Raw genomic sequence first — 25,093 nt, forward strand, 5'->3', positions numbered from 1 at the left:
AATTTACTATTGAAAATTTGGATCTCCTTGATCCATTCCAACAGCGGGGATTGTAAAACTAAATGTTGATCCTTTTCCAACAGTACTTTCAACCCAAATAGTTCCACCATGTCGTTCAACAAAATCCTTGCAAAGGATTAAACCCAATCCCGTTCCCTTCTCCATCGATGTGCCTATTGTTACTGGGTTCGAATCTATTTTGAAAAGTTTTAATTGATCCTCCAAAGATATTCCAATACCATTATCCTTAATTGAAACCCGAACAAAGGTCTTTTCTTTAAATGTATCAATTTGAATTTTTCCCTTTTGCGAGGTAAATTTAATTGCATTGGAAAGTAAATTTCTAATAACTGTGGTAATCATACTCACATCAACATATACAAAACCTTCCGAGGTAATTTTTGATTCAATGCTTATCTCCTTTTGCAGTGCATTTCCTTTTAAAAGCTCGATATTATTCGAAATGATTTCGCTTAAACTAATTAGTTTTGGGTATAGTGACATTCTGCCTGTTTGCAACATTGACCATTGAAGAAGATTTTCTAATAAGTTGAATGTGTTTTTTGAATATTTGTAAATCTGGTTAATAAAAAACTTTTGTTTCTCTGGAGTAAAAGACTCAAAATCTTTGGTAAGTAATTCCGACAAACCTAAAACCGTACTAAATGGATTTTTAAGATCGTGCGCAATAATTGCAAAAAATTTATCTTTTGTTGTATTTATTGATTCTAACATTTTTCTCTGAGCCTCCAACTCCTCTTTTTGCCTCCCTATCTCATTATTTTTAGAGGTTAACTCAGCCTCAAGTGTATTATAATCTCTAAGGCGAGAAATAAGATCGGTTAACATTACTCTTGTCATAGAGGGATTGGTATCCAGAAAAGAAAAAAAACATGCTTGATCTAAACCTAGGAGGATAGTAGGTTCCATTGCCGTTACAGATGTTGATCGAGGAGAGGAGTCTAACAGTGAATACTCTCCGAAATATTGATTTTGACGAAAAATTGCATAAACATGCTCATCCACATGGGCTTTCACACAACCCTTAACAATGAAATAAAGCGTATGATCAAAATCGCCTTTACTGAAAAGAGTCTCATTACAAATTAGTTGTCTCGTGGTTAATGCCTCCGAAATTTTAAGAAGCACATCATCATTAACTGATGCAAAAAGACCAATTTTTTTGAGAATCGAAATGCGAGAATTTATCTCTGAAGAGTACATTATCAATAAAAAATTTACAATCACTATCAAGATCCGTACCCTGCAAACATAATAATTTATTAGATAACGTGAGTTCGATTTAAGAAATATGATAATGTGTTTATTTGTAGAGACATATATTTACATAGTGTGGTGATGGAATTATGGAACTGGAGCGAAGCGGAACTCGACGAAGTCAAAATAAGAAATCAGATTTTTGCTTGTATCTTCCATCATTCCAATATTCCATTGATTCAAATAAAACAAATGGATTTATATATAGTTTAATACATTGTTTCTTGCGTCGAACTCACTTTAGATTCTTTAGTATTTGAGATATTTGTTAGTTCATTTTTTCAGTTTTACGAAACTTCTAAACTATCTTTTTATCTTTTAATAAAATATCGGAGCAGAAAAAGCAATCTATAAACTATTTTTGCTTATGTTTAGGGTTGATTTTTTTCTAAGTAAAACAGGAACCTATGAAAATAAAACTTAAAATCTGGCAGAAGATAATCATCTTCATTTTAGGTACAACTATTCTAATATTTACTACCATTTTTGTTTTCATCAGTCAATCCTCAAAAAAAATCATTTACAACAATGCGCTTGAGTACTCAAATGTTTTGGCAAAACAACATGCCAATCAAATAGAAGGCTGGCTAAATAGCGATCTTGTTATAGCCCGAACATTATCTAATGCACTTCTTGAATACAAATCGCTCCCACAAGAAAAATGGCTAGAACACTATCGGAATATGTATAATAGAGTTTACGCGGTAAACCCACAAGTCGATGCTTTATGGGATAGCTGGGAATTAAGCAACCTTGATCCTAGGTGGGATAAACCTTACGGACGCCAGTTTTATATTATTTATAAAGAGAATTCTGTAATTAAAACAAAAAGAGAATTAAGGAGTTTAACGGGTGATCCTCCAACCTATGGAGGAATGAAAAAGGCAATTGCAGAAAGGGTTGAGGAACCATACATTTCTGTACTGCAAGGGGGTAAAATGATGACCTCGCTTTCTTCTCCTTTAGTTGAAAATGGAAAATTCATTGGCCTTATTGGTCTCGATTTACTTTTAACCAGATTTCAGAATTTGGTTAATAATATCAAACCATATCCAAATAGTTTTGCTTTTTTACTTTCGAACAAAGGAGTATTTGTAGCACATCCTGACACCGCCTTTTATAAAAAGAATATTGCCAATAAACTCCCCGAACTTGTAAAAGAGTATAAGCTCTTGGAGAGGATTCAAAGAGGAGAAGAGTTTAATTTTACCTCTAAGAACAAAGCGGGAAATGTTTTTTATTACACTTTTGCTCCAATTGTTGTTGGCAAAACAACTTCGCCGTGGTCATTATGTATTGTTATTCCAAAAAACGAGATAATAGCCCAAGCAAATGCTAATTACAATATTAATTTCATTGCAGGAATAATTGGATTGCTTATATTAGTAATTGTCCTTATAGTTTTCACGAATTACTTAACCCGTCCAATAAACAAAATGACCAAACTTCTCCAAGAAGTTGCAACTGGAAAAATCGATAAAACACTAAATCTAAGCATTAACACTGGCGATGAAATTGAATTAATGTCTAATGCACTCTCTGAATCAATTGTTGGAATAAATAACAAAACAGAGTTTGCCCGTTTAATTGGGAGTGGAAATCTTGATGTAAATCTAACCCTCCTTAGTGATGACGATGTTCTTGGTAAATCATTAATTGATATGCGCGATAGTCTCATTAAAGCTAGAGACGAAGAGGAAAAACGTAAGAACGAAGAGGAAAAGGTTAAATGGGCAAATGAAGGGCTTGCAATTTTTGGCGAAATTCTACGTCAAAATAATAGCAACCAATCAAAATTAGGGGACGAAATTATTAAAAATCTTGTTTGGTATCTAAATGCTGCACAAGGAGGGCTTTTTGTCATAAACGACAAATCCGATCAGGTATTTGAACTTATAGCAGCTTTTGCTTTTGACCGAAAAAGATTTCTGAAAAAAACGTTCGCAAAGGGAGAGGGTTTGGTTGGTGCTTGTGCTGCTGAAAAGGATATTATTCATTTAATTGAAATTCCACAAGAATACATTGAAATTACTTCAGGGCTTGGGGGTGCAAATCCAAATACATTATTATTGACTCCATTAATTGTAGATGAGGAGGTTATGGGGGTTATTGAGATTACCTCCTTTAATCAATTTAAACCTCACGAAATAGATCTTGTTAAAAAACTTGCTCAGAATATTGCATCTTCACTTCACTCAGTAAAAATTAATGCGAGAACTTCGGAGTTACTTGAGAAATCTCAGCAGCAAGCTGAAATGATGGCTGCGCAGGAAGAGGAAATGCGTCAGAATATGGAGGAACTTCAATCAACACAAGAAGAGGCATCCCGAAAAACATTTGAACTCGAAGGTTTTGTAAACGCATTAAGTGGTGCTGCATTTTTGATGGAATATGATACTGATGGAAATATCATTACTGTAAATGACTCATATCTGAATTTACTTGGAAATTCTCGCGATAAAATTATTGGAACTCATCACTCAGCAGGACTTTTACTTACTGATATTCAAAAAATCAGCTACGATCAATTCTGGAATGAACTACGTGGAGGAGCCATTAAAAAACAAACCACCCGAATTTCTGTAAAAGGAACCGAATATCTACTTCTTGAGACCTATACGCCTATCTTTAGTCAAATGGGGGAGGTTATAAAAATATTAAAGATTGCAATTGATGTTTCAAATATATCGAACTAATCAACGTTAACTAAAAGCCTTGCTATTCGATAACAGGGCTTTTAGTTTATCTCTACTTGATAACCACTATAATTTCTAATATTTATTACATTTCCCTCATCGAATATCAAGTATTGACCCTTAATTCCAACAAGTTTTCCTTGTATTATAGCATTCTTATCAAAACTCATCGATTTTACCTTTGTTGGATAGTTAATCACAGGATATTCAATGTCATATTCGATATCTTCCTCAATCCTAAACATAAACTCTTTCCCTTCGATAAATTCAAGAGCTTTTGCCTTTTCGCTTACAAGTTAATCATCATTCCTAACCCCTTTTAGCATTGCCTGCCAATTTGTTTTATCTGCAAAAATTTTCTTTAACTCCACCTCAACTTCGCCTGCTCTAAACCGATTAGGTGTTCTACAAACAATTATCGACTTAGTTGCCCCTTGATCGAGCCATCGGGTGGGAATTTGATGATGCCTTGTTATACCAACCTTCAATCCTCCTGACCATGCCAAATAAACAAATTGATCGATAAGACAATGTTGATTAGCATATTCAATATCACGAGCAACACCCTCATGAGCTCTGCATAATTCCGGTCTTAGAACACAATCCTCTGTTTCAGGAGCACTGATAAAACAAGGGTAGCAAAACCCCTGTCCAAAAGATTTTGATGTTTTCCGTCCACACTTTACACAATAGATATTTCCAAGGAATCGGATGTAAAGATGATTTCCAATAAAACTATTCAAAGGCAGTTCCCCTCCATCAAGTTTAAGGCAATAATCAGCTATTATTGAGGTTTCAGTTCCTTTATTTTGAATTGTCATTTTCCGGAGCATTCCTGTTACCATATCTCTCTTTTTTGATATCTAAAGTAATGTCAGTTCGATGTAAGATGTCATCCTGAGCGAAGCGAAGGATCTAATTATCTAAAGAACAGATGCTTCACTTCTTTCAGCATGACAAAACAACAATCTATAACTATGCTTAAAATCAAAATATCATACTTAAACGAACTCACGTTAAAGTAACTGATTTTTATTCAAATTCCTCAAATATGATCTTTTAGATAATTTTTTTAAATTTTTATACATCTATTTATCAGCTAATTAGTGCTTTTTATCACGATCTGATTAAAATATTTTACTACCATGTATTGCATAGTATATATTTATGTGTTATATTTGCACTATCATAATACCTGTACAAACCGAGTAATTAATTTTATAGAATATGAAGAAAACGACAACGGTAAGTCTTAGCGGAAGCATCTTTACTCTCGAAGAGGATGCGTACAATGTGCTAAACGGTTACCTAAAAAGACTTGAATTTCACTTTTCGAAAGAAGAGGGGAAACAAGAAATTATATCAGATATTGAATCGAGAATTGCAGAACATTTAAGAGAAACTATTAAAACACAAAATCAGGCTGTCGACATTAATGATATTAACAGAATTATCAAAATTATGGGCGAGCCTGGTGAAATTGAAGGAGAAGAAAATATGAAAAATGATTATCAAAATGATTACAGATCGTATCGCCGGTTGTACCGCGATACTGACGACAAGATTATTGGTGGCGTTTGCGCCGGTATGGGCCATTACTGGAGGGTTGAGCCCTTGCTACTAAGAATTATTATTATTCTTTTAACTGTATTTGGTGTATTTCCAGGTCTCATCATCTACATTATCCTCTGGATTGTGATCCCGCCTGCCCTTACCAACACCCAGAAGCTTGAAATGAGAGGCGAACCCGTTACTGCCGATAATATTGGCAAATCATTTAATAAATAGTAACAACTTTAATACAATAACGCTATGGATTTAGATAATTCAAAAGCCCAAATGAGGAAAGGTGTGCTTGAACTATGCATACTTTCTATCCTCTCCCGTGGTGACGCATATACAACCGATTTGATTAACAAGTTAAAAGAGGCCAGAATGATAGTTGTAGAAGGGACTCTTTACCCAATGCTCACCAGACAAAAAAATGCGGGTCTCCTAAGCTATCGCTGGGAAGAATCGCCACAGGGGCCACCAAGGAAATACTATACTCTTACCGAAAAAGGTCACACCTATCTTACCGATCTTGATTCTGGGTGGAATGAACTGGTAGAAACTGTAAACGCAATTAGAACAATTCATTAAATACTGCCATGAAGAAAACAACCAAAGTAAGCCTTGGAGGTTTTACATATGATATTGAAGAGGATGCCTATATCCTGCTCGAAAATTATATCAATTCGCTTAAACAAAAACTAAGCAACGATAAGGATAGTCAAGAGATAATTAGGGATATTGAAGAAAGAATCGGTGAACTATTAACCGAAAAGAAAGGTAATGCAGAGGCTATTTCTATTGAAGTTATTCAGGAGATTATTGGAATTCTTGGAAAACCAGAAGAGATTGCCAATGACCCAAACGATTCAAGTCAAGCAAATTATAGCACTCGTACTCAAAAAAGATTATATCGCGATTCCGATCATTCCTACGTTGCGGGTGTTTGCTCTGGGTTAGGTGAGTATTTTGGAACGGATCCAATCGTAATGAGAATAATATTTATTGCGTTAACAATTCTTCAAGGATTCGGCCTACTACTATACATAATTCTATGGATTGCCGTACCAAGGGCAAATTCTCCAAAACAAAAACTTGAGATGAAGGGTGAACCAATTAATGTTGCATCTATTGAAAAAACAATTCGTGAGGAATATTCTCAGGTAAACGAAAGCCTAAAAAAGAAAGGGGTAGCAAGTTTCATTGAAAAACTGGTGTACTTCATTGGACGACTGGTATACTGGTTCATCCAAGTTCTTCTTGTTATTGTAAAAGCAATTGCCATAATTATTGCCGTTGTTTTAATTGTTACAATGCTAATTTTACTCTTTGTTGTACTCAATATAGTATTCTTTGGAGGGGTACTACTTAGCAGCGCCTTCCCCGAAATACATGGAATTCCACTTGATGAGGTTATAACATCGATGTTTGAGTTTAGCTCAAGTATTTGGATTACAATTCCTATTTTCTTAGTTATTGCTATTCCTATTTTCGCAATCCTTTACCTTGGAATTAGAATTCTTTTCCGATTTAAAGCTCGCGATGGTATTGTTGGTATAGTTGCAGCTGGAATTTGGATTATCTCTATTGCAATTCTAGCTATGACCATATTCTATCAGGCAAAGAGCTTTACAATTCGAAAAAACGTAATCGAAACGGTTAACCTTTCGCCAAAACTTCAAAAAGGAGAAACCTTAATAATTAAGGCGAACGAAATTGGAGATAGTTTATACACCTATCACAATCGGTCATTCATTTTTGAGGACTATTCGATTGAAAAGACAAACGGTCAAACAATAATTAAAGGACGGCCAAGCTTAACAATCGCAAAGTGCGATAAAGAATTCCCAGTAATTACGTTTACTAGGAAAGCAAGAGGAGCTAACAACCTTGTTGCTGAGATGAATGCAAAAAAGATAGCCTATAATTACTCCCTAAAGGATTCCGTACTAACCTTTGATTCATATTTCACAGTTCCCGCTGGAGAGAAATGGAAGTTGCAAGAACTATCAATCACATTACAAATACCAGAGGATTATAAAATATATATTGATAACTCGACTGAAAGCATTATGAATCTTAGACAGCCAGCATATAAGTACTGGCCCGATGAGATTATGGATAAGAAATGGTCAATGAAAGAAAACATATTGAAAGAACTTGAAGAATAGAATATTGATTGGTTAGATTTGAATTTTTACAAAAGCGAGAGTCCCCCTTAATTCAAGGGGGATTTTTCATTCAACAATATGGCGAATATATTCACCATAAAACTTTTCTGTTAATCTGGCATATCAGTAGAACAAAGGCGTTGAGGAATAAAACTTTTCGTATTGGGTGTTTTTTTATTGTCAATTATTTGGAACAAGGCAAAATTATATTACTTTTGCCCTGCCTTTTTTGGGCGATATATGATTGACCTATGGTGTAGTGGTAGCACAGCAGATTTTGGTTCTGTTAGCCTAGGTTCGAGTCCTGGTAGGTCAACAGAAAAATGCACAAACCCTCTTTAAACAATGTTTAAAGAGGGTTTGTTGTTTTTAGAGAGTTTATTTATGATTCATCTTTTCATCAAATGTTTTAATCGACCTTGATAGGATTGCCAATAATTTTTTTTCGTACTCTCATTTAGGAAAGAGGCGGCTACCATTTTTTCAACCAAATCAGATTTTGATAGCATCAATGACAAAATACTATTAACCGTTTTTTCATTTATTCCTGTATTCTCTGCAAGGATGGCAAATTGCTCGCTAATTTTCCCTTGAGCTAAATTTCTTGGTAACAGACCATCATTAAGCGCAAAATCTTTATCATCAATATGAATACGACTATTAAGCAGATCGTAAGCAGGGCTTAACCTATAATCGCCCATTGGCGTTTCTAACAACGAAAAGTTTTTAAAATGAGCATCCCCATTTGAAAATAGATAATTAAATACAAGCAGTTTCAAAAGTTTGGGCGATTCCAATTTATAGGCAGGTAAATGAACCTCCATTAATTTAAATAGATCCAGATAGTTTCCTAAATATTTATAATGGTCTCCATGAGTCTGTGGTGTTCTTCCTGCCAACGATGCAAAATCATCCTGTCCAAGTTTAGTTCCATCCTCTTTTACATCAAATCGCTTTGTAATATATGCCAGTGAGCCATTTTTAAAGAAAATCAGTGCATTTTCAGCGGTTTCTATTCCATAAACCTGTCGGGCAATTTGCATAGTTAAGTGCTCGTTAGCAGGCATTTGATCAGGCTTTTTACCTATGCTTGGGATTGGTTTTAAAATATAGGTGCCACGCTCTCCCTCATTGACAAGTCGTAACTTGTTTTTTTCGAGCAATACGGAAAATTTTTCCTGCACTCCCGAAATGGACATTCGCTTTCGGTTGTCGTCAAAAAGTTCATCTGTTTCAGGATTGCTTGCTGGTGAATCATAAGGCAATATATGATTTACCTTTTTACCTTGAAATACTCTGTTCAAACAGGTTTTGCTATAGGTATCAAAGCCTTCAGCCAATGTGCCGGGGCAATATTTTATCTTAGGTAAACTCATGTGTTTTCTATGCTAACAACCCGAACAGCACCAATACTATCATTTTTTGCAGTAGTAATTAATAATCCAAAATAATCATTTTGGTCGATTCTATTATACTTACACACTACCAGTTTATTAGAGCCTTCGGGTAGCATATTGTAAAAAAAAGGGAACAGGAATTTTGAATGATACTCTTGTTGGCTTTTAGGCAGTGTAAGGCTGATGCTGGGTTTGCTTCCGTTTTCAATCCATCCTGTGTTATATTGGAATGTGAACGAGCCATCATCATGCTGCGTTAACACACCTGCCTCCTCATCTTTATAAAATATTTTGGCTCTTCTCATTTGTTATGAGATAAATCCTTAACCTTTAAACACACCTCTAGCCCTAAGGCATCGGCTAATTTCTGTAGATTTCCAAGCGTAGGATTCCCCTTTCCACTTTCGAACTGCTTTAATGTTCTTAAGCCAACACCAGATAGTTCAGCCAAAGTTTCCTGAGTTACTTGAAGCGCTTCTCTTCTATTTTTTATGGTATTTATCAGCTCCTTAAAGTGCATTATCTTGCTCTTTTTTATGCAAAAATACAATTAATTTAATTAATTGCAACACAAAGTGCAATTTATAGCACTTTTCGGTGCGTTTATTGTTGTGGATGCTTAATAATAATTTGAAAGTGCAGTATAATGCACTATTTGGAGGAACACATCCAAACTAAAAAACACGGAGAAATTCGAAACTACATCAACAACCAACATGTAAAATCTAAAAAACTCAATGCTTAGTTGCGATTTAGGTAAAAACCAGAGGGAAATAGACTAATAATAATCACCTGAAATGATGCTTGATACAACGAATTAAAAAAGTAATATTTAAATCACACTACTTTTCAGATTCTAATCCATTTAATACATCCTGTGGATTTAATAATTCTTCAATCAATTCATGCACCCTAGTACAAGGATTATGGGTTGAATAGCGTTGGTCTGTATATTTTTGTTTTAACTGTTTTGCCCATTCTATTGCTTGCTCTTGATTTCCATAATTTTCTAAAAAAGAAAAAGTGCAGAAGTCGTTTTTCAAATATTTATATTTAACAAAACCCGATTTCTTTCTAATTTCTCTCTCAAGATATGCTTTATAGTCTGCTCTTTTTAACCCTGTATTTACAAATTGAAAATGCAGCAAAAACCATAATTCAAACGCCTCATTTGTCCAAGCGCAATTGACACTATTTGCATGTGCCTTTATTATTGCTCCATTAAAATTATCATCAGGAAAATCATCTTTATCAAACACAACCCAAACTCGGTCATATTTTCTACACGAAATATCACGTTGTCTAATTGCATAGTCAACTAATCCAATAGTATTTCGCCCAATACCATCAACTTTTAACTCAACCGTTCCTCTTGGTAATTTATCTTCCAATGCCTTAAAATAGTTAGGTTCCGTCTTTTCACCTTCACAAACAATAAGAAAGTAAACTAGTTTAGTACGAATCTCAACACTACGTTTTTTCTCCTCTCTTTCAAAACGTTTTTTTATAACATTATCAATCTTTGCTACTCTCGCCATTTGAAATTAATTTAGTAAAATCACCAATGAAAGGAATAGCACCATAGCGTCCCGCAATATAATCCTTTTCAAATGAACGATCATTGCGCACTTTGTTACCATTTGGTTCAATATATTCTACAAGAGAATATAAGTCTGTTGCTTCAAATCTATTCTTCTCCGTAAAATAAATTTGATCTCTTCTGAAACAACCAAAATTCAAAAGATTCGTGTCATGAGTTGCAAAAACTAATTGCGCATTTCGATTGTTATGAATTGGAGAATTAAACAATTTTACAATAGCCATTGTAAGCAAAGGATGTAATTTAGCATCAAGTTCATCAATTACAGTAAGTGCGCCTAATTTCAACCCATATGTTAAATGGCCAGCCATATCATACAATTTATTCGTACCTGCCGATTCTTGTTTTAACAAATCGAATTCATGTTTATCAATTACATTTCCGCTTTTATCAAACTTATTATGGATTGTTAAAATTCTACTGTCTTTTAACACAAAATCTTGAATTCCTAATCCCAAAGGAGATAAAAAATCTTTTATCCAAATAGTCAAGTCAACATCTTTTAGAAACCCTAGTGTTAAAGGTTTTCCTTTTTCATGTAGTAATCCAGAAAGGTTGCTTTGTTGATTAAACCAATTCATTATTTTTTTTGAAATTGTACCATTGAATTGATCAACAATAGATAGAAAAAGTGCATTATCTCTAGTCTTTTCTTCAAGACCGCTTCCTTCTACAAAATCTTTAGTTACTTCAATAGAATCATTAACTCTAATAAACAAAAGTTTCTCTTTTCTTATTTTACGTTCATATAACCATTCTGAATGAATAATCTTATTGCTAGCTTCAAATCCATAACGATAGCGAACGCCATTAATTAAGATTAGGATTTCAAAATGTGAGGGTTGATTTTCGGTTTCTGTACTTAATAAAAAAGGCACTACATCTATCTCTGAAGTAGAATTATTTTGGGCAGAGGTCATTAGTATCCATCTCATTCTATCCATCGCTTTAAGAAAATTGCTCTTTCCGCTCGAATTTGCACCATAAATTACTGCACTTCTCAATAATTTATAATTGCCTGATTCAATTACATTCTCTAGGTTTTCTTTAATGGCTGTAGCCTCAAGGCTAAGAGTTTTTTTATCTTTAAATGAAAGATAATTACCTACTTTGAATTCGATCAACATGATTTCGGTGTTTTTTGAGATTTACCCTCAAATTATACATCAAATATAATTATTTTATCAACACAATATTCTTTTTTGAGAAATAATCTCAAATTAATCATTCACTGCAACTAAATTAATTGTTGTAAAATCCAATTGGAACATTTCTAAAATATATCACGGTATTTGTTTTTAGGATGATCCACATGAATGCAATAAGTATAAAACAGATCCCCAAAAAATATTTGTAGAAATTATACCTATCGCACTATTTCAATAAAAAACGAGTAATAAAACCTATCGGCAGGGCAAATGCGGTAAATGGAAAAACCTGTGTTGCTTAGAATATCGAAGAATTTATCAAATCGTTCTGCCTCCTTAAAAACATCAACTGTATCATTCCAAAGGGTGTTGGCGTATGATATTTTATTTGCATAGTAAATCTCTATTTTCTTTGAAATGCTTGTGTCCCCTAAAATTGAGGATAAGGATACTTTTATATTCTCAATCCCTGAGTAATACTGGCATACAAGTATTCGCCCTCCGTCTGATAACATGTTGTTCAGGTGCTTAAAGAGACTCACCTTTTCGTCATGTGTAAAATAAAACAATACATAATTGAGGAGGATTAAATCAAACTTATCGTTTGATTGGTAATCGAATATGCTATTATTGTGAATTGTAACTCGTTCATTATCTTTAAACTTCTGATTAGTTGCAGCAGCAACCTCAGGGTTTAACTCAATTCCAGTAACAGAAATAGCAGGGTTATTAACTACTAAAGCATCAATATAATTACCAAAGCCACATCCAATGTCCAGCGCATTTTTTATAGCTGTTGTTTCACCAATGAGCGTAACGTGATTTACAAACTTCTGCTTTGTATAATTGTTGAAAGCGTTTTCGCCAGAACCCGTGTAGTAACTCTCGCTGAATGGGTTTTTTATTTTTTTTCCCACCTCAAGTTTTTCAAGGTTGATAAGTGTTTCGCATAAACGGATCTCATAGTCCAACTTCTTTTCACAAATCATCTTTTTCCATGCTCTACCTATGGATACTTGAGAATCGTTATGCTTATAGTAAGCGATTAGTTGTAATATAAACTGGTAGTGGCGCAACTGTGTCTTTAGTGGTCTAAACTGGTTTGCTTCGCAATACTTTGGAAGTAAGATTACTTTGTTTCTGGTAACAGTAACCATGTCCAATTGTAAAAGTAGGTGAGCAAAATCGGAACCAGATGCCATTAGTTCCTGCCACTGTTTCTGGTTGTTAGAAATTATTTTTAAACATACAACCCTCAAAAAATCCAAAAACATATTGTAGAAGGATAACTTACGACTAGGTAATGACATTGGAATTATATGGCGCAGTAAACCAATAAATCCTTCAAGTGATCGAGAATTTTTGAGAAAATTATTTGTAATAACTGATTTCTCTATTGTTTGGAGGGGAATTGCTTGAAATTGTTTCATTAATAAATTGGAATTTAATCTTTGATTTGTAACGTTTTATAAATTTTTATATGGCCTAAATTGCCTGAATTATCATTGAGATCATTATTATTGCTACTCATTGCGAGCAATGTGCTGTTTTTTATCAATAATACTGGTTAAAGCACGTCATCTAAAATCATCAAATTCCTATATAATAGCGCATTAACTATGGATTTATCTCCAAATTTTTTTGCGATGACCCTACTCTTAACTAAAAACCGATATCGTTCGGTTTTTTTTATTTTTTATATACAAGGTTCAATTATCTCAATATCAAATCTATTTCAAAGAAAATGGTAATCACAAATATCTTCTTACATTTTTACAATACTCTACCCATTGATCTTTGAATTTACCTTGCAAGAATTTTTCCTCGCCGAGAATTATTATATGATGAATAAGGGTAGCAATTACCAAAAACGCAATATTTAACCAATGTGGCACATAAATACACGAGGCAATACCCACCATTATTACGCTTACATATATCGGGTTACGACTAAATCGATATAAACCAGTAGTTTTTAGCGTTGTTTCCTCAGCAGGTAATCCTACTCTTAAGGATTCTCCAAGATTGGAGAGTGAAATAATAAATATTATTAGTGCAGGAATAAATATTAGCAAAAGGTTAATTATTAGCACAATGTTGCTAAACTCATAAGCATGAACAAACCGCTTCAGAAATAGGAAAATGATATTCCCAACAAAGGATAATTTTCCAATGTAAAATACTACGGGGTTGATTGTTGCAGTTCCGAATAGTTTCATTTGTAAAGATTTTAAATTTATAATTCAAAGTTACGGATCAATTGATAATGTATCACAATTCTAATGTGCAAATGAGAACTTTTTTATGCTCATTTTATCAGAATGGACTATAGTATTGAATTCTCCCTCGCCATTCGCACTTGCTTGGAATTTGGATACCACTCTCCTACTGATATTTACTTAAAAACAAGTATTATTTTGATCTGAGAACTTTTTGGCATAATTACCCCATCGCAAATTGCGATTTTAATAGTTTACATTAACTCATAGGGCATTGCTATGCTTGGATTGTGAATGGCTTGTATTTTAAAAGGTTTACTAATATTTTGCTACCCCGAAGATTTTTCAAGAGATACGTTAACCTCTCGTATATCAAAATAATCCATCATTTTTAAGCCCCAATCTTATAAGAATAATATTATCCTGTTTAATGCTTTGCATTAAATGGTGTAATTTATATTTTTGTAATAACCCTAATACTAAAACCCTATGTCACCAATAGTTCTTGGAATATTAGCATGGATTGTCATAATTATTCTGATAGTTAAATACCGGAAAAAGAAACAGGAATTACCTCAATGGCCTAGCGGCACTAAATTAACTGCAAATGATGTAACCCCGAATTCATTTACTTTATCGTGGTCGCCAATTTCTGATAAAAACGAAGTATCGTACGGGATTTATATAGATGGTGTATTTCAAAAAGAACAATCCACAACATCTGCGTTAATTAATGTGTATAAACCAGAGACTGTGGCAATTTATAAAATAGAAGCACGCTATAAAAATGGGACGTGGACAACGAATGGTCCTCTGTTGAGTTTTGCTACGTCTACACCAGTTGTTGATAATTTGCCATATTGGGTATCAGGAAGTGTTTTGAAGATCTCGTTAGTAAATGATATTTTATATTTAGAATGGCCCAAGGCAAACTCCAATAATTCAACTATTCTGAACTATCTGCTTTATCTTGAAAACGATGTTATTGCGATTTTATCCTCTGATAGTTTAAACTTTAAAATTCCAGGGTTGGCTTCTGGAAAAAAATATCGTTTTATTCTTAAAGCAAAGGATACAAATGGAACTATCTCAAAAAACAGTTTATTTGCTGAAGTTGATATTCCAGCAAGCAATCCGCAAGTGATAACAATACCTAAAGAAGATTTTACTACATCAAAACCTTTGAGTAATTCACTCGATTTTTTGTATAAAGGCGAAAATCCCATTCAAATTGGGGTTGCAGCAAATACTTTGGACGAAAAAAGAACCTGCCTGTTAAAGGGAAGGGTGAAAAACAGCAACGATCAATATCTTAAAGATGTGAGGGTTGAAATTATCAACCACCCAGAATATGGTTATACCCTAACAAATGAAAGCGGTGAATTCAATCTTTTGGTCAACGGGGGTAAGCAACACACAGTAATTTACACAAAGGAGAATTTTCTAAAGGTTCAAAGAATTGTAATTACAGGCTGGGAGTCTTATTATGTAATACCTGAGGTTGTGATGATTAACAGGGCTACTGAGTCTGTTAATGTTCAACTTGCCAATACAACTCAGATGACTTCAATCCACGGAGCAGCAAATACCGATGAGCATGGTTCACGATCTGCAAGCATATTTATTCCAACAGGAACAATAGCAAACAAGGTAAAACCCGATGGTTCACTTGTACCCATATCAACATTAAATATTAGGTTAACAGAATACACGGTTGGGTCTAACGGTGTAAAATCTATGCCAGGAGAACTTCCCCCAACTTCGGGTTACACATATGCAATTGAACTCACCGCCGATGAGGTTGATGCAAAGGTTAATGGTAAGGATATTGTATTTGATAGAGACGTTTACATTTGTGTAAATAACTTTTTAAATTTTCCTGTAGGAAATCCAGTTCCTGCTGGATATTATGATGATAAAAAACACTGCTGGATTCCTTCCAATGATGGGCGTGTAATAAAAATTTTATCGGTTTCTAATGGTGTGCCTCAAGCGGATATTGAAGGAACAAATCAATCAGCAACAGAGGATAAATTGAAGGAATTAAATATCTCGGAGGAAGAAAGACGAAAATGGTTAGATCACTTTAAGGTTGGCGATTCTTTTTGGAGAATTCCGCAAAGGCATTTTTCAGTTTGGGATTACAATTGGCCTTTTGGCCCGCCTCCTACTGCACAACCCTCTCCTTACCCTAAAGACCAAAATCCGAAGCCTAAACAAAATCCATGCCCCCAAACAAAGGGTTCTATTATCGGCATTCAAGATCAAGTTTTAGGTCAAAAAGTCAATATTTCGAGAACAGGGATGTCTCTTATCTACCAAAGCGATAGAGTTGAAGGGCATTATCAGAATTATTCTATAACATTTCCCATTAGCGAGAGTACAATTCCAAAGGAGTTGAAAAACATTGTTATTGAAATAAGTGTGCTTGGACGCACTTTTACTGATAACTTAGCACCAAAAGAAAACCAGACATATACATTTATTTGGGATCGTAAAGACTCTTTCGGTCGTGTTGTCCAAGGATCGCACCCTGTTGTTGTTAAAGTTGGTTACACATACGATGGCACATATCAGAAACCGGCTGGTTTCAATTCGAGTTTTGGGCAATCGTCCGGTCAAAAAATTACTGGAAACCGCACACGGCAAGAGATTACAATGTGGAATACGTGGAATGGTTGGATTGGCAACTGGGGCTCTCGTAATTTAGGCTTGGGTGGTTGGACGTTGGATGTTCACCACGTTTATGACCCAAGAAAAAAGGTAGTATACTTTGGCAATGGAAATATTAAATCTGCCGAACTATTAGGTCGAACTATTTCAACATTTGTGGGAACGGGGGTTTATGGTTTTTCTGGTGATAATGCCCCTGCAAATAAAGCACAGATCTATTCTGGTCAATCTACATGTATGGGGCCAGATGGAAGTATATATATTGCCGATTGGGGGAATAACCGGGTTAGAAAAGTATCTCCAAACGGTGTTATAACCACAATAGCAGGAACTGGTCAGCCAGGTTATGATGGTGATGGTGGTCCCGCCACATCTGCAAAAATCAACCAGCCACACCGTGTAGCATTAAGCCCTGATGGAACAATCTATTTTACAGACCTATCAAACAACGCAATACGAAAAATAGATACTAATGGCATTATCTCTACAATTGTAAAAAGCGAAAAAGGGTATGCAGGTGATAACGGACCAATTAAAGATGCTCAAGTAAAGGATCCTCGGTGCATAACATTGGGATTTGATGGTTGTATTTACTTCTCCGATTCAGGTAATCATCGTGTAAGGAAAATATCACCTGATGGAAATATTGTAACCGTTGCGGGTAATGGAGTAGCTACTTTTGGAGGTGATAGGGGCTTTGCAATATCAGCCTCTCTGAATAATCCTCAGGATGTTGTTCTTACAAAAGAGGGATATTTGTATATCTGCGATCAGGATAATTGCAGAATTAGGTGTGTATCTCCAGATGGAATAATTAAAACCTTGGTAGGAAAGGGAGTTGCTGGGTATTCTGGGGATGGAGGAAAAGCAGTAGATGCTTGTATTAACAAACCCGAAGGTATTGCGGTTGATACTGATGGAACAATCTATATAGCCGATTCCGAGAATCATTGCGTAAGGCGAGTTACACCAGATGGAATTATTACAACAATAGCAGGGGATGGCGTTTCGGCGTATTCAGGAGATAACGGGCTTGCAAAAAATGCAAGATTCGTTAAGCCTCATGCAATTGTAATTGCCCCTGACGACACCCTTTATGTTTCCGATTTGGATAATCATAGAATCAGAAAACTATCTGCACCACTAGCAGGATTTTCTTCTGGAGATCTTTTTATTCCCTCACAGGATCGATCCTTGCTATATGTGTTTAACAGCTATGGTAGACATCTGTCAACTCTTGATGCATCCACCAACAATATTATTTTAAAATTTCAGTACGATCCTAATGGCTACCTAATTGGAGTGTCGGATAACACAAAACTTTTACTTGGAATAGAAAGAGACAAGAATGGTTTTCCGCTCAGAATATCAAATTTATGGGGTCAAAAATTCTCTTTGCAGATCAATCAAATGGGGTATCTAAGCCAATTTCAGGATGATATTGGAAGATCCCTAAACTTTGAATATTTCCAAGGAGGGTTAATGTCCAAATTTACTGATCCTACTGGGCTCTCCAGTAAATATGAATTTGATAATTTAGGTAAACTAACTAAAGCAATTGACACTTCAGGAAATGCTAAAACCTTTTCCTCAAAACAATCGGGGAAAAATCATACCGTACAATTAACAACGGCAGAAGGAAACACGGAATTGTATTCCTATGAAGAACTCTCCAATGGTGAATCAAAAACAGTTAACACCAATTCATGTGGGAGCAAAACAGAGACCTATAGTAAAGACAACTCTTTTCAGCAAACTATTTATTCTGATGGGACTATTGTTGAGAAAAAATTCCTATCCGATCCTCAATTTGGTGTGCTTACACCCTATACCTCTGAAATAGTAACCAAAACTCCTAATGGATTAAAGAGTATTGTTAAAACCAAACGTAGCCTTGAATTAACCAATCCCAATGATATAAATAGCGTAAAATCAATCAATCATGAAATTGATAACAATGGAAATCTAACTACCATTTATTCAAACATTCCCGACAAGAAGAATATTATCAAAACAGCTTACGGTTCAGAAAAGATTACATGGTTTAACAATGATGGACTAGTTCATCAAGTACAAGATGAATTAGGTATTTTAACTAAATTTACCTACGATGAAAGAGATCTTTTGACCGAAACTAGCACTGAAGCGAGGAGCTTCAAAAGCAAATATAATGAAAAAGGATGGGTTGTTGAGCAAATTGACTCTTTAGGTAAAACAATAAAATTCGAGTATGACGAAAGGGGTCGAAAAGTAAAAGATAAATTCTACGATAAAGAAATAAAATATTCATTCAACAGTAACGATCTTTTAACTTCTATGGAGTTACCCGGAGGAAGGATACACTCCTTTACCTATAACTCACAAAATCTTAAAGAGTCATATCAACCCCCAAGCGAAAGTAATGAGAATAATAAAATTACATATCTCTATAATCAGCAGAATATCCTTACCGAAGTAAGATATGGTGCCGAAGCCAAAATAATGTTTGAACATGATTGCTCTGCTCGATTACAATCGGTATTAAAAGGAAATCGAAAAACTTCTTTTTTCTACGATAGCAACAGCGGGAATCTAAACAAAATAACCTCCCCAGATGGTATAGAAACTAGCTATAAATACGATGGAAGTACTCCTCTATCAATTGAATGGTTAGGCAATGTGAATGGAAAAATTGAATTTTCATATAACCCCGATTGTGGCCTTGCTTCGTATGTTATTTGTGGGCAACAACCAATAAGTTTTAAATATGATTCATCCTTTAGGATAACGAATATCGGAAATATTGTTATCCAATATTTCCCAAACAGGCCACTGGTTAAGGAGACTGCCTTAAATAGCATTAAGGAAAGTTTCGAATACGATAAATATGGAGGACTTTCCTCCTCTGCCTACAAAAACAATGAAAAAGAGTTGATTAGATTTACTTATCTGCGAGATATTTCAGGAAGAATTACTCAAATAAACGAAATATTAAATGGTAAAGAGAACATAAATAATTTTGAATACGATGACTTTGAGCGCATAATAAAATGGTCAATGAATAAAAAGGAAATGATTTTATATAGTTACGATGATAATGGTAATCGTCTACTATTTAGAAATCAGGGGGTTGAAATTAAAGCTGTTTACAACAAAATCGATCAAATTTTACAATTTGGCGGTATAAAATGCAAGTATAATGTTCGGGGTGATTTAACAGAAAAAACAGACGGCAATGGCATCACCAAATATCAATACGATGATACAGGCAATATTCTATCAATAGAATTGCCGGAAGGAAAAAAAATAGAATATCTTCTTGATGGTTCGGACAGAAGGGTTGCTAAAAAAATCAATGGCAAAATAGTCCAACGTTTCATCTATAAAGATGGTTTAAATCCAATTGCAGAGCTTGACGAAAACGGCAATATCAAAAGCCAATTCATTTACGCTACCAAAGTAAATATTCCAGATTATATGATTAGAGATAATAAAACATATCGATTTATCTCCGATCATCTGGGAAGCGTTCGCTTGGTTGTAGACTCAAATACTGGAGAGGTAATCCAAAAAATGGATTATGATATTCAAGGAAACGTCCTTGCCGACTCAAACCCAAAATTTCAACCTTTTGGTTTTGCAGGAGGAATTTATGATACTGACACCGGCCTAATTCTTTTTGGTGCCAGAACTTACAGCCCTTTGTTTGGATGTTGGATGTCAAAAGATCCAATATTGTTTGCTGGAAAAGACACTAATTTATATCGCTATGCAAAGGCAGATCCGATAAACTTCATTGATCCGACAGGCAAGGAAAATAATTTTCCCTGTCCTCAATATGGACCAGCCCCAACACCATATAAACCAAATCCTAATAATTTTCCACCCATTCCGTTAAGACTTCCTGACTCATATACTTATAGCTACTCAAGTGGGTTGTCTAATTATGCTCTAACAGTCGATTCATTTGGGAGAGTTTATCCTTCATTTGGAGTAAACGATGTACCTAGTACTCCCAACTGGAGTATAACTGCAAATTGGATAGCACAATCAAAAGCCCCAACGGAGCAAGAATCTAGGGACTTTTATACAGGTATGGCATTCAATACAAGTGCAAATGTATTCAACGTGGCTGTAGGAACAACATATTCTGGCGGTAAGATGGGGTATAGTATTGGGGCTTCTCCTGGCGCTGGTTATTCTAGTGGCTTTAGTGTATCACCAGAGCAATTTTCTTATTCTATCCCTGATAATGCAAATAACACAGCATACCAATTTTCGACTGAATTCAAACAGATTTTAGGGCTAAATGATGCGGGATTTATGATGAATTTTTCGAATTAGCTTGAAATTTATTGTATTGAGAACGCTTTTTTTGAACAAAAAATAGAAAGAGGAGCAATAAGCTCCTCATTTTAAAGTTTTTAACTAGCAACTTTTTAGAATTATTTGCTGTTCAGGGAATAAATACTTCACCGATATTTTGGATTTTTTTTCATACCTAAATGACTTATACTTGGAAACCACAAAGCTCTTTTGTAGTTTTAAAAAATCATTTATTGAATCTCCCTTAAAATCTGATATACCATGATTATTATTCTTAAAGCCTTACTTGGAGTATTTGCAAGTATTTTCAGTTTCTTCTACATAAAAGATTTAACAAAAAATAGAAAAACTTATTCTGATAAATCATGGTTTGGACTGTCTGCAACTGGGTTCATCACAAATTTTTTAGATACCCTAGGAATTGGAAGTTTTGCCCAGCAAACTGTAATATTCAAATTTTTCAAATTTGTCGATGATCGGCTAATTCCAGGCACCATGAATGTTGGCAATTTAATTCCCACCGTTGTGCAAGCATTCATTTTTATGACCGCTGTTAATGTTGATCCCATTACTATTTTTTCCATATCAGCCGCTACAGCATTTGGCGCAATCTTAGGGGCAGGAGTAGTTTCAAAAATGCCACGCCAGAAAATACAACTCGGAATGGGTATTGGTTTAATGGTTGTTGCCTTCATCATTCTTGCAGGTTTTTTAAATATCATGCCATTGGGTGGCACTGCTAATGGGCTTATAGGATGGAAACTTGTACTTATTATTTCTTTAAGTTTTGTTTTTGGCGCATTACAGACAATTGGTATCGGTTTTTATGCTCCTTGCATGGCAATGGTATATACCCTTGGAATGCATCCATTAACTGCTTTCCCAATTATGATGACAGCAACAGCAATGCTAATGCTGGCAGGTGGTTTTAGGTTTATGAAAGAAAATGCTTATGATAGGAAAACATCAATTGCGCTTACTATTGCAGGCACGGTAGGCGTTTTCTTAGCTGCTTATGTGGTAAAATCCTTACCACTTCAAGTTCTCAAAGGGGTTGTATGTGGAGTTGTAATGTACACATCAATTTGGATGTTCAAATCTGCAATAAGTAAAGAACACTAATAAAATAGTTTGACAAGTTAACTTATCAAAGAGATGATATGCAATCCCATATTGGGGATTAAAGAACCCTCCATATTCTTAACATAAATAGAGGAATTTTAGTTAAACAGCCTAATACTAAAGGGTGTTTTTACAATATTAGCTTTCTTTAATTATTCTATTTCAAATTATTCAACTAATTTCGAAGGTTAATTATAATCATTATCAACTTAATTATTAGTCTATGCAAAAAAAATATTCTTTGATTATCGTATTGTTTCTGTTCCTATCTTCTGTAACCTTAAAGGCACAAGAAACTTGGTCGTTAGAAAAGTGCATCAAATATGCCTTCGATAATAATATTCAGATTAAACAGCAAATGCTTAATGTTAAGGTGAGCGAAGGAAAACTGTTTCAATCAAAAATGAGCGCCCTACCTAATCTTAATGTATCTAGCAGTCATGCTTACAGTTTTGGACTTGCTACAAACTATTTAACTAACCAAAAAGAAGCACAAAATACACAGGCAACTAGTTTTTCGATTAATACTTCAATGACTCTCTTTAAGGGTTTTCAAATTTCTAACACAAAAAAACAGGATAAATTTGACTTATTAGCCACAATAAGTGATGTTGAAAAGGTAAAAAATAACATCGCATTATCCATTGCTTCGGCATACTTACAAATACTATACAGCGAGGATCTAGTCGCTTCTGCCGATAAACAACTTGAACTTTCTAAAATGCAGATAGAAAGAACAAGCATGCTTGTAAAAGCGGGTAGTTTACCAGAAGGTAATCTTTTAGAAATTGAAGCACAAGCCGCTAGTGATGAACTTCAACTTGTTAATGCTCAAAATCAACTTGATATAGCATATCTTACCTTAACTCAATTTCTTGATATAAAAACCACAGAGGGTTTTAAAATTCAAAAACCAACCCTTGATGCTACTGAGAGTAAACTAGTGGATCTCTCCCCTGCTGGAGTTTTTGAAACATCACAACAAACCATGCCTCAAATTATTAGCGCAGGGCATCGGGTCACAAGCGCTGAGTTTGGCGTAAAAATTGCAAAAGGAGGAATGAGCCCCCACCTTTCACTTAATGGAAATTATAATACTGGTGCTCAATTTTACTTAACAAAAGTTTATAAATTAAATACAACAACTGGTCTACTAGAAGTGATTAACGAGGATCCGTTTATGACCCAAGTAAAAAACAATGCAAGTAAAACCATTTCCTTAGGATTATCTATTCCCATTTTCAATGGGTATCAAGTTCACAATAATATCTCAAACGCTAAGATTTCACTTGAAAATGCTCGGTTAAATTTTGATAACGAAAAGAATGTTCTTTATAAAGACATTCAACAAGCCTATACCGATGCTCTTGCTGCCCAAAAAAAACTTAAAGCAACTCAAAAAAGTTTGGTATCCCTCGAAGAGGCTTTCAGATACTCGGAACAGAAATTCAACGTCGGAATGGTTACTTCAGTCGATTACACAACTGCCAAAACAAAACTATCAAAAGCTGAAACGGATCTATTACAAGCCAAGTACGAGTTGATTTTTAAATCTAAAATTCTTGAATTCTATAAAGGCGTTCCACTAAGTTTATAACTACAAAATATACCACAAATGAAAAAGAAAAATACACTAAAATACTTAATTGGGGTTGTTATAATCCTTATTGTATTTGTAGTTATTGGTAAAAAAGCTGGGTGGTTTGGAAAACCCGAGACAATAGAAGTTTTTGTTGAAAAACCCTTAAAAAGAACAATAACAGAAAGTATTACCGCCAACGGTAAAATTCAACCTGAAATTGAGGTTAAAATTAGCCCTGAGGTATCCGGAGAAATTATTGAACTTCCTATAAAGGAAGGAGAACAGGTTGAAAAAGGTAAAATACTTTGTAGAATCAAACCCGACACATACAATTCATATAAAGAAAGAGCTATTGCGGCTGTAAATACATCCAAAGCACGACAGACCCAATCAGAAGCACAACTTGCGCAACAACTACTAGCATTTAATCGCAGCAAACAACTTTTTAATCAAAAAGCCATTTCTGAATCGGATTTTGAAACTGCCAAAACTAATTATGAAGTTGCGCTAGCAGATGTAAAGTCTGCCCGATTTGGGGTTGAAAGCTCTGAGGCTTCGCTTAAGGAAGCCGATGAAAATCTTCTGAAAACCACAATCTATGCTCCAATGAGTGGAACTATTTCCAAACTCAACGTTGAACTAGGAGAAAGAGTTCTAGGAACAATCCAAATGGCTGGTACTGAAATTCTTCGAATTGCAAATCTTGGTCGTATGGAAACACGAGTAGACGTTAATGAAAATGATATCGTTCGCGTAAAAATGAACGATACTGCTCTTATTGAGGTCGATGCGTATCTAAATCGTAAATTTAAAGGTATTGTAACCCAAATAGCCAATTCTGCAAGCGTGCAAGGAGCCTCAACGGATCAGGTAACTAGCTTTGAGGTAAGAATTTTACTGCTCGAAGATTCTTATAAAGATCTGATAAATAGCAAAAATCCAAGCCCATTTAGACCGGGTATGTCAACAACAGTTGATATTAGAACCCAAACAAAGTATGATATATTATCAGTCCCCATACAGGCGGTTACCACTCGTTCGGACTCTTTGAATAACAATGCCGCCATAGGACTTTCAGAATCAAACCAAGATCAGCAGAACAAAGTGGCTGTAAAACCAAGTGAATTAAAAGAGATCGTTTTCATTGCTAGGAAAGATTCTTCAAAAATAGTTGTAGTAAAAACGGGTATACAAGACAATCAATATATTGAAATTAAGGAAGGGTTAAAAGGTGATGAAGATGTAATCTCTGCCCCATTTAGCGCAATATCAAGAAAACTTAAAGATGGGAAGCTGGTTAAAAAGGTTGCAAAAGACAAATTATTTAAAGACGAAAGCAAGAAGTAATTTA

18 protein-coding genes and 1 tRNA gene are annotated in these 25,093 nt (G+C 34.7%); 9 read left to right on the forward strand and 10 right to left on the reverse strand.

Going from position 1 to position 25,093, the window contains the following annotated elements; all coding sequences use genetic code 11:
- Positions 1-6 precede the first annotated feature (6 nt).
- Positions 7-1,224: a HAMP domain-containing histidine kinase gene (locus HOO91_11545; protein ID NOU18179.1), complete on the reverse strand. Its 1,218-nt coding sequence runs from the start codon at positions 1,222-1,224 to the stop codon at positions 7-9.
- 461 nt (positions 1,225-1,685) lie between these two features.
- On the opposite strand from HOO91_11545, the gene HOO91_11550 reads away from it, so the two are divergent.
- A complete protein-coding gene (locus HOO91_11550) occupies positions 1,686-3,974 on the forward strand; it encodes a GAF domain-containing protein (protein NOU18180.1) in 2,289 nt (762 codons plus the stop codon).
- 41 nt (positions 3,975-4,015) lie between these two features.
- Here the strand turns inward: HOO91_11550 and HOO91_11555 are convergent, their stop codons facing one another.
- Together HOO91_11555 and HOO91_11560 are read right to left on the reverse strand one after the other, a co-directional pair.
- Complete coding sequence (locus tag HOO91_11555) at positions 4,016-4,219, reverse strand: DUF2797 domain-containing protein (protein NOU18181.1); 204 nt, start codon at positions 4,217-4,219, stop codon at positions 4,016-4,018.
- A 51-nt stretch (positions 4,220-4,270) separates the two neighbouring features.
- Complete coding sequence (locus HOO91_11560) at positions 4,271-4,819, reverse strand: DUF2797 domain-containing protein (protein NOU18182.1); 549 nt, start codon at positions 4,817-4,819, stop codon at positions 4,271-4,273.
- A 382-nt stretch (positions 4,820-5,201) separates the two neighbouring features.
- Here HOO91_11560 and HOO91_11565 point away from each other — a divergent pair, with 382 nt between their 5' ends.
- The 4 genes from HOO91_11565 (at position 5,202) to HOO91_11580 (ending at position 8,012) form a co-directional block, all read left to right on the forward strand.
- The gene (locus tag HOO91_11565; protein ID NOU18183.1) at positions 5,202-5,762 is read left to right on the forward strand and encodes a PspC domain-containing protein; all 561 of its coding nucleotides are present in this window, start codon (positions 5,202-5,204) and stop codon (positions 5,760-5,762) included.
- Positions 5,763-5,786: 24 nt separating this feature from the next.
- Entirely contained in the window at positions 5,787-6,116 is a 330-nt protein-coding gene (locus HOO91_11570) for a PadR family transcriptional regulator (GenBank protein ID NOU18184.1), read from the forward strand.
- Between the two features lie 8 nt (positions 6,117-6,124).
- On the forward strand, positions 6,125-7,696 hold the full coding sequence (locus HOO91_11575) for a PspC domain-containing protein (protein NOU18185.1): 1,572 nt from the start codon (positions 6,125-6,127) through the stop codon (positions 7,694-7,696).
- Positions 7,697-7,941: 245 nt separating this feature from the next.
- Positions 7,942-8,012 (forward strand) — tRNA-Gln (locus HOO91_11580).
- 73 nt (positions 8,013-8,085) lie between these two features.
- Here HOO91_11580 and HOO91_11585 read toward each other — a convergent pair.
- From HOO91_11585 to HOO91_11615, 7 genes are all read right to left on the reverse strand, one after another.
- Positions 8,086-9,072 (reverse strand): HipA domain-containing protein, encoded by a 987-nt coding sequence (locus tag HOO91_11585; protein NOU18186.1) that lies wholly within the window; start codon positions 9,070-9,072, stop codon positions 8,086-8,088.
- Positions 9,069-9,398, reverse strand: a complete 330-nt coding sequence (locus tag HOO91_11590) for a phosphatidylinositol kinase (protein NOU18187.1) — start codon at positions 9,396-9,398, stop codon at positions 9,069-9,071. The genes HOO91_11585 and HOO91_11590 overlap by 4 nt, the downstream gene beginning before the upstream one ends.
- The gene (locus HOO91_11595) at positions 9,395-9,613 is read right to left on the reverse strand and encodes a helix-turn-helix transcriptional regulator (protein ID NOU18188.1); all 219 of its coding nucleotides are present in this window, start codon (positions 9,611-9,613) and stop codon (positions 9,395-9,397) included. The genes HOO91_11590 and HOO91_11595 overlap by 4 nt, the downstream gene beginning before the upstream one ends.
- A gap of 322 nt (positions 9,614-9,935) precedes the next feature.
- Complete coding sequence (locus HOO91_11600) at positions 9,936-10,631, reverse strand: RloB domain-containing protein (GenBank protein ID NOU18189.1); 696 nt, start codon at positions 10,629-10,631, stop codon at positions 9,936-9,938.
- The gene (locus tag HOO91_11605) at positions 10,609-11,820 is read right to left on the reverse strand and encodes an ATP-binding protein (protein NOU18190.1); all 1,212 of its coding nucleotides are present in this window, start codon (positions 11,818-11,820) and stop codon (positions 10,609-10,611) included. The genes HOO91_11600 and HOO91_11605 overlap by 23 nt, the downstream gene beginning before the upstream one ends.
- A gap of 239 nt (positions 11,821-12,059) precedes the next feature.
- Positions 12,060-13,271, reverse strand: coding sequence for a class I SAM-dependent methyltransferase (locus HOO91_11610; GenBank protein NOU18191.1), 1,212 nt, complete (start codon positions 13,269-13,271; stop codon positions 12,060-12,062).
- A 321-nt stretch (positions 13,272-13,592) separates the two neighbouring features.
- Positions 13,593-14,060: an isoprenylcysteine carboxylmethyltransferase family protein gene (locus tag HOO91_11615; protein NOU18192.1), complete on the reverse strand. Its 468-nt coding sequence runs from the start codon at positions 14,058-14,060 to the stop codon at positions 13,593-13,595.
- 489 nt (positions 14,061-14,549) lie between these two features.
- Between HOO91_11615 and HOO91_11620 the strand changes: the two genes are divergently transcribed.
- The 4 genes from HOO91_11620 to HOO91_11635 all read left to right on the forward strand — a co-directional run bounded on the left by HOO91_11620 (position 14,550) and on the right by HOO91_11635 (position 25,089).
- On the forward strand, positions 14,550-21,056 hold the full coding sequence (locus HOO91_11620; GenBank protein NOU18193.1) for a hypothetical protein: 6,507 nt from the start codon (positions 14,550-14,552) through the stop codon (positions 21,054-21,056).
- Between the two features lie 243 nt (positions 21,057-21,299).
- On the forward strand, positions 21,300-22,160 hold the full coding sequence (locus HOO91_11625) for a sulfite exporter TauE/SafE family protein (GenBank protein NOU18194.1): 861 nt from the start codon (positions 21,300-21,302) through the stop codon (positions 22,158-22,160).
- Between the two features lie 223 nt (positions 22,161-22,383).
- Complete coding sequence (locus HOO91_11630) at positions 22,384-23,757, forward strand: TolC family protein (GenBank protein NOU18195.1); 1,374 nt, start codon at positions 22,384-22,386, stop codon at positions 23,755-23,757.
- Positions 23,758-23,775: 18 nt separating this feature from the next.
- Positions 23,776-25,089 carry an efflux RND transporter periplasmic adaptor subunit gene (locus tag HOO91_11635; protein ID NOU18196.1) on the forward strand — a complete coding sequence of 438 codons (1,314 nt, stop codon included), beginning with the start codon at positions 23,776-23,778 and terminating at the stop codon, positions 25,087-25,089.
- Positions 25,090-25,093 lie beyond the last annotated feature (4 nt).

Source organism: Bacteroidales bacterium, assembly GCA_013141385.1.
In the GTDB taxonomy this organism is placed as follows: Bacteria; Bacteroidota; Bacteroidia; order Bacteroidales; family Tenuifilaceae; genus UBA8529.

What these genes read in the sequence shown, in the direction of transcription:
- HOO91_11545 (NOU18179.1), bottom strand. Translation starts at nt 1,224, where the DNA reads ATGTACTCTTCAGAGATAAATTCTCGCATTTCGATTCTCAAAAAAATT.
- HOO91_11550 (NOU18180.1), top strand. Translation starts at nt 1,686, where the DNA reads ATGAAAATAAAACTTAAAATCTGGCAGAAGATAATCATCTTCATTTTA.
- HOO91_11555 (NOU18181.1), bottom strand. Translation starts at nt 4,219, where the DNA reads ATGTTTAGGATTGAGGAAGATATCGAATATGACATTGAATATCCTGTG.
- HOO91_11560 (NOU18182.1), bottom strand. Translation starts at nt 4,819, where the DNA reads ATGGTAACAGGAATGCTCCGGAAAATGACAATTCAAAATAAAGGAACT.
- HOO91_11565 (NOU18183.1), top strand. Translation starts at nt 5,202, where the DNA reads ATGAAGAAAACGACAACGGTAAGTCTTAGCGGAAGCATCTTTACTCTC.
- HOO91_11570 (NOU18184.1), top strand. Translation starts at nt 5,787, where the DNA reads ATGGATTTAGATAATTCAAAAGCCCAAATGAGGAAAGGTGTGCTTGAA.
- HOO91_11575 (NOU18185.1), top strand. Translation starts at nt 6,125, where the DNA reads ATGAAGAAAACAACCAAAGTAAGCCTTGGAGGTTTTACATATGATATT.
- HOO91_11585 (NOU18186.1), bottom strand. Translation starts at nt 9,072, where the DNA reads ATGAGTTTACCTAAGATAAAATATTGCCCCGGCACATTGGCTGAAGGC.
- HOO91_11590 (NOU18187.1), bottom strand. Translation starts at nt 9,398, where the DNA reads ATGAGAAGAGCCAAAATATTTTATAAAGATGAGGAGGCAGGTGTGTTA.
- HOO91_11595 (NOU18188.1), bottom strand. Translation starts at nt 9,613, where the DNA reads ATGCACTTTAAGGAGCTGATAAATACCATAAAAAATAGAAGAGAAGCG.
- HOO91_11600 (NOU18189.1), bottom strand. Translation starts at nt 10,631, where the DNA reads ATGGCGAGAGTAGCAAAGATTGATAATGTTATAAAAAAACGTTTTGAA.
- HOO91_11605 (NOU18190.1), bottom strand. Translation starts at nt 11,820, where the DNA reads ATGTTGATCGAATTCAAAGTAGGTAATTATCTTTCATTTAAAGATAAA.
- HOO91_11610 (NOU18191.1), bottom strand. Translation starts at nt 13,271, where the DNA reads ATGAAACAATTTCAAGCAATTCCCCTCCAAACAATAGAGAAATCAGTT.
- HOO91_11615 (NOU18192.1), bottom strand. Translation starts at nt 14,060, where the DNA reads ATGAAACTATTCGGAACTGCAACAATCAACCCCGTAGTATTTTACATT.
- HOO91_11620 (NOU18193.1), top strand. Translation starts at nt 14,550, where the DNA reads ATGTCACCAATAGTTCTTGGAATATTAGCATGGATTGTCATAATTATT.
- HOO91_11625 (NOU18194.1), top strand. Translation starts at nt 21,300, where the DNA reads ATGATTATTATTCTTAAAGCCTTACTTGGAGTATTTGCAAGTATTTTC.
- HOO91_11630 (NOU18195.1), top strand. Translation starts at nt 22,384, where the DNA reads ATGCAAAAAAAATATTCTTTGATTATCGTATTGTTTCTGTTCCTATCT.
- HOO91_11635 (NOU18196.1), top strand. Translation starts at nt 23,776, where the DNA reads ATGAAAAAGAAAAATACACTAAAATACTTAATTGGGGTTGTTATAATC.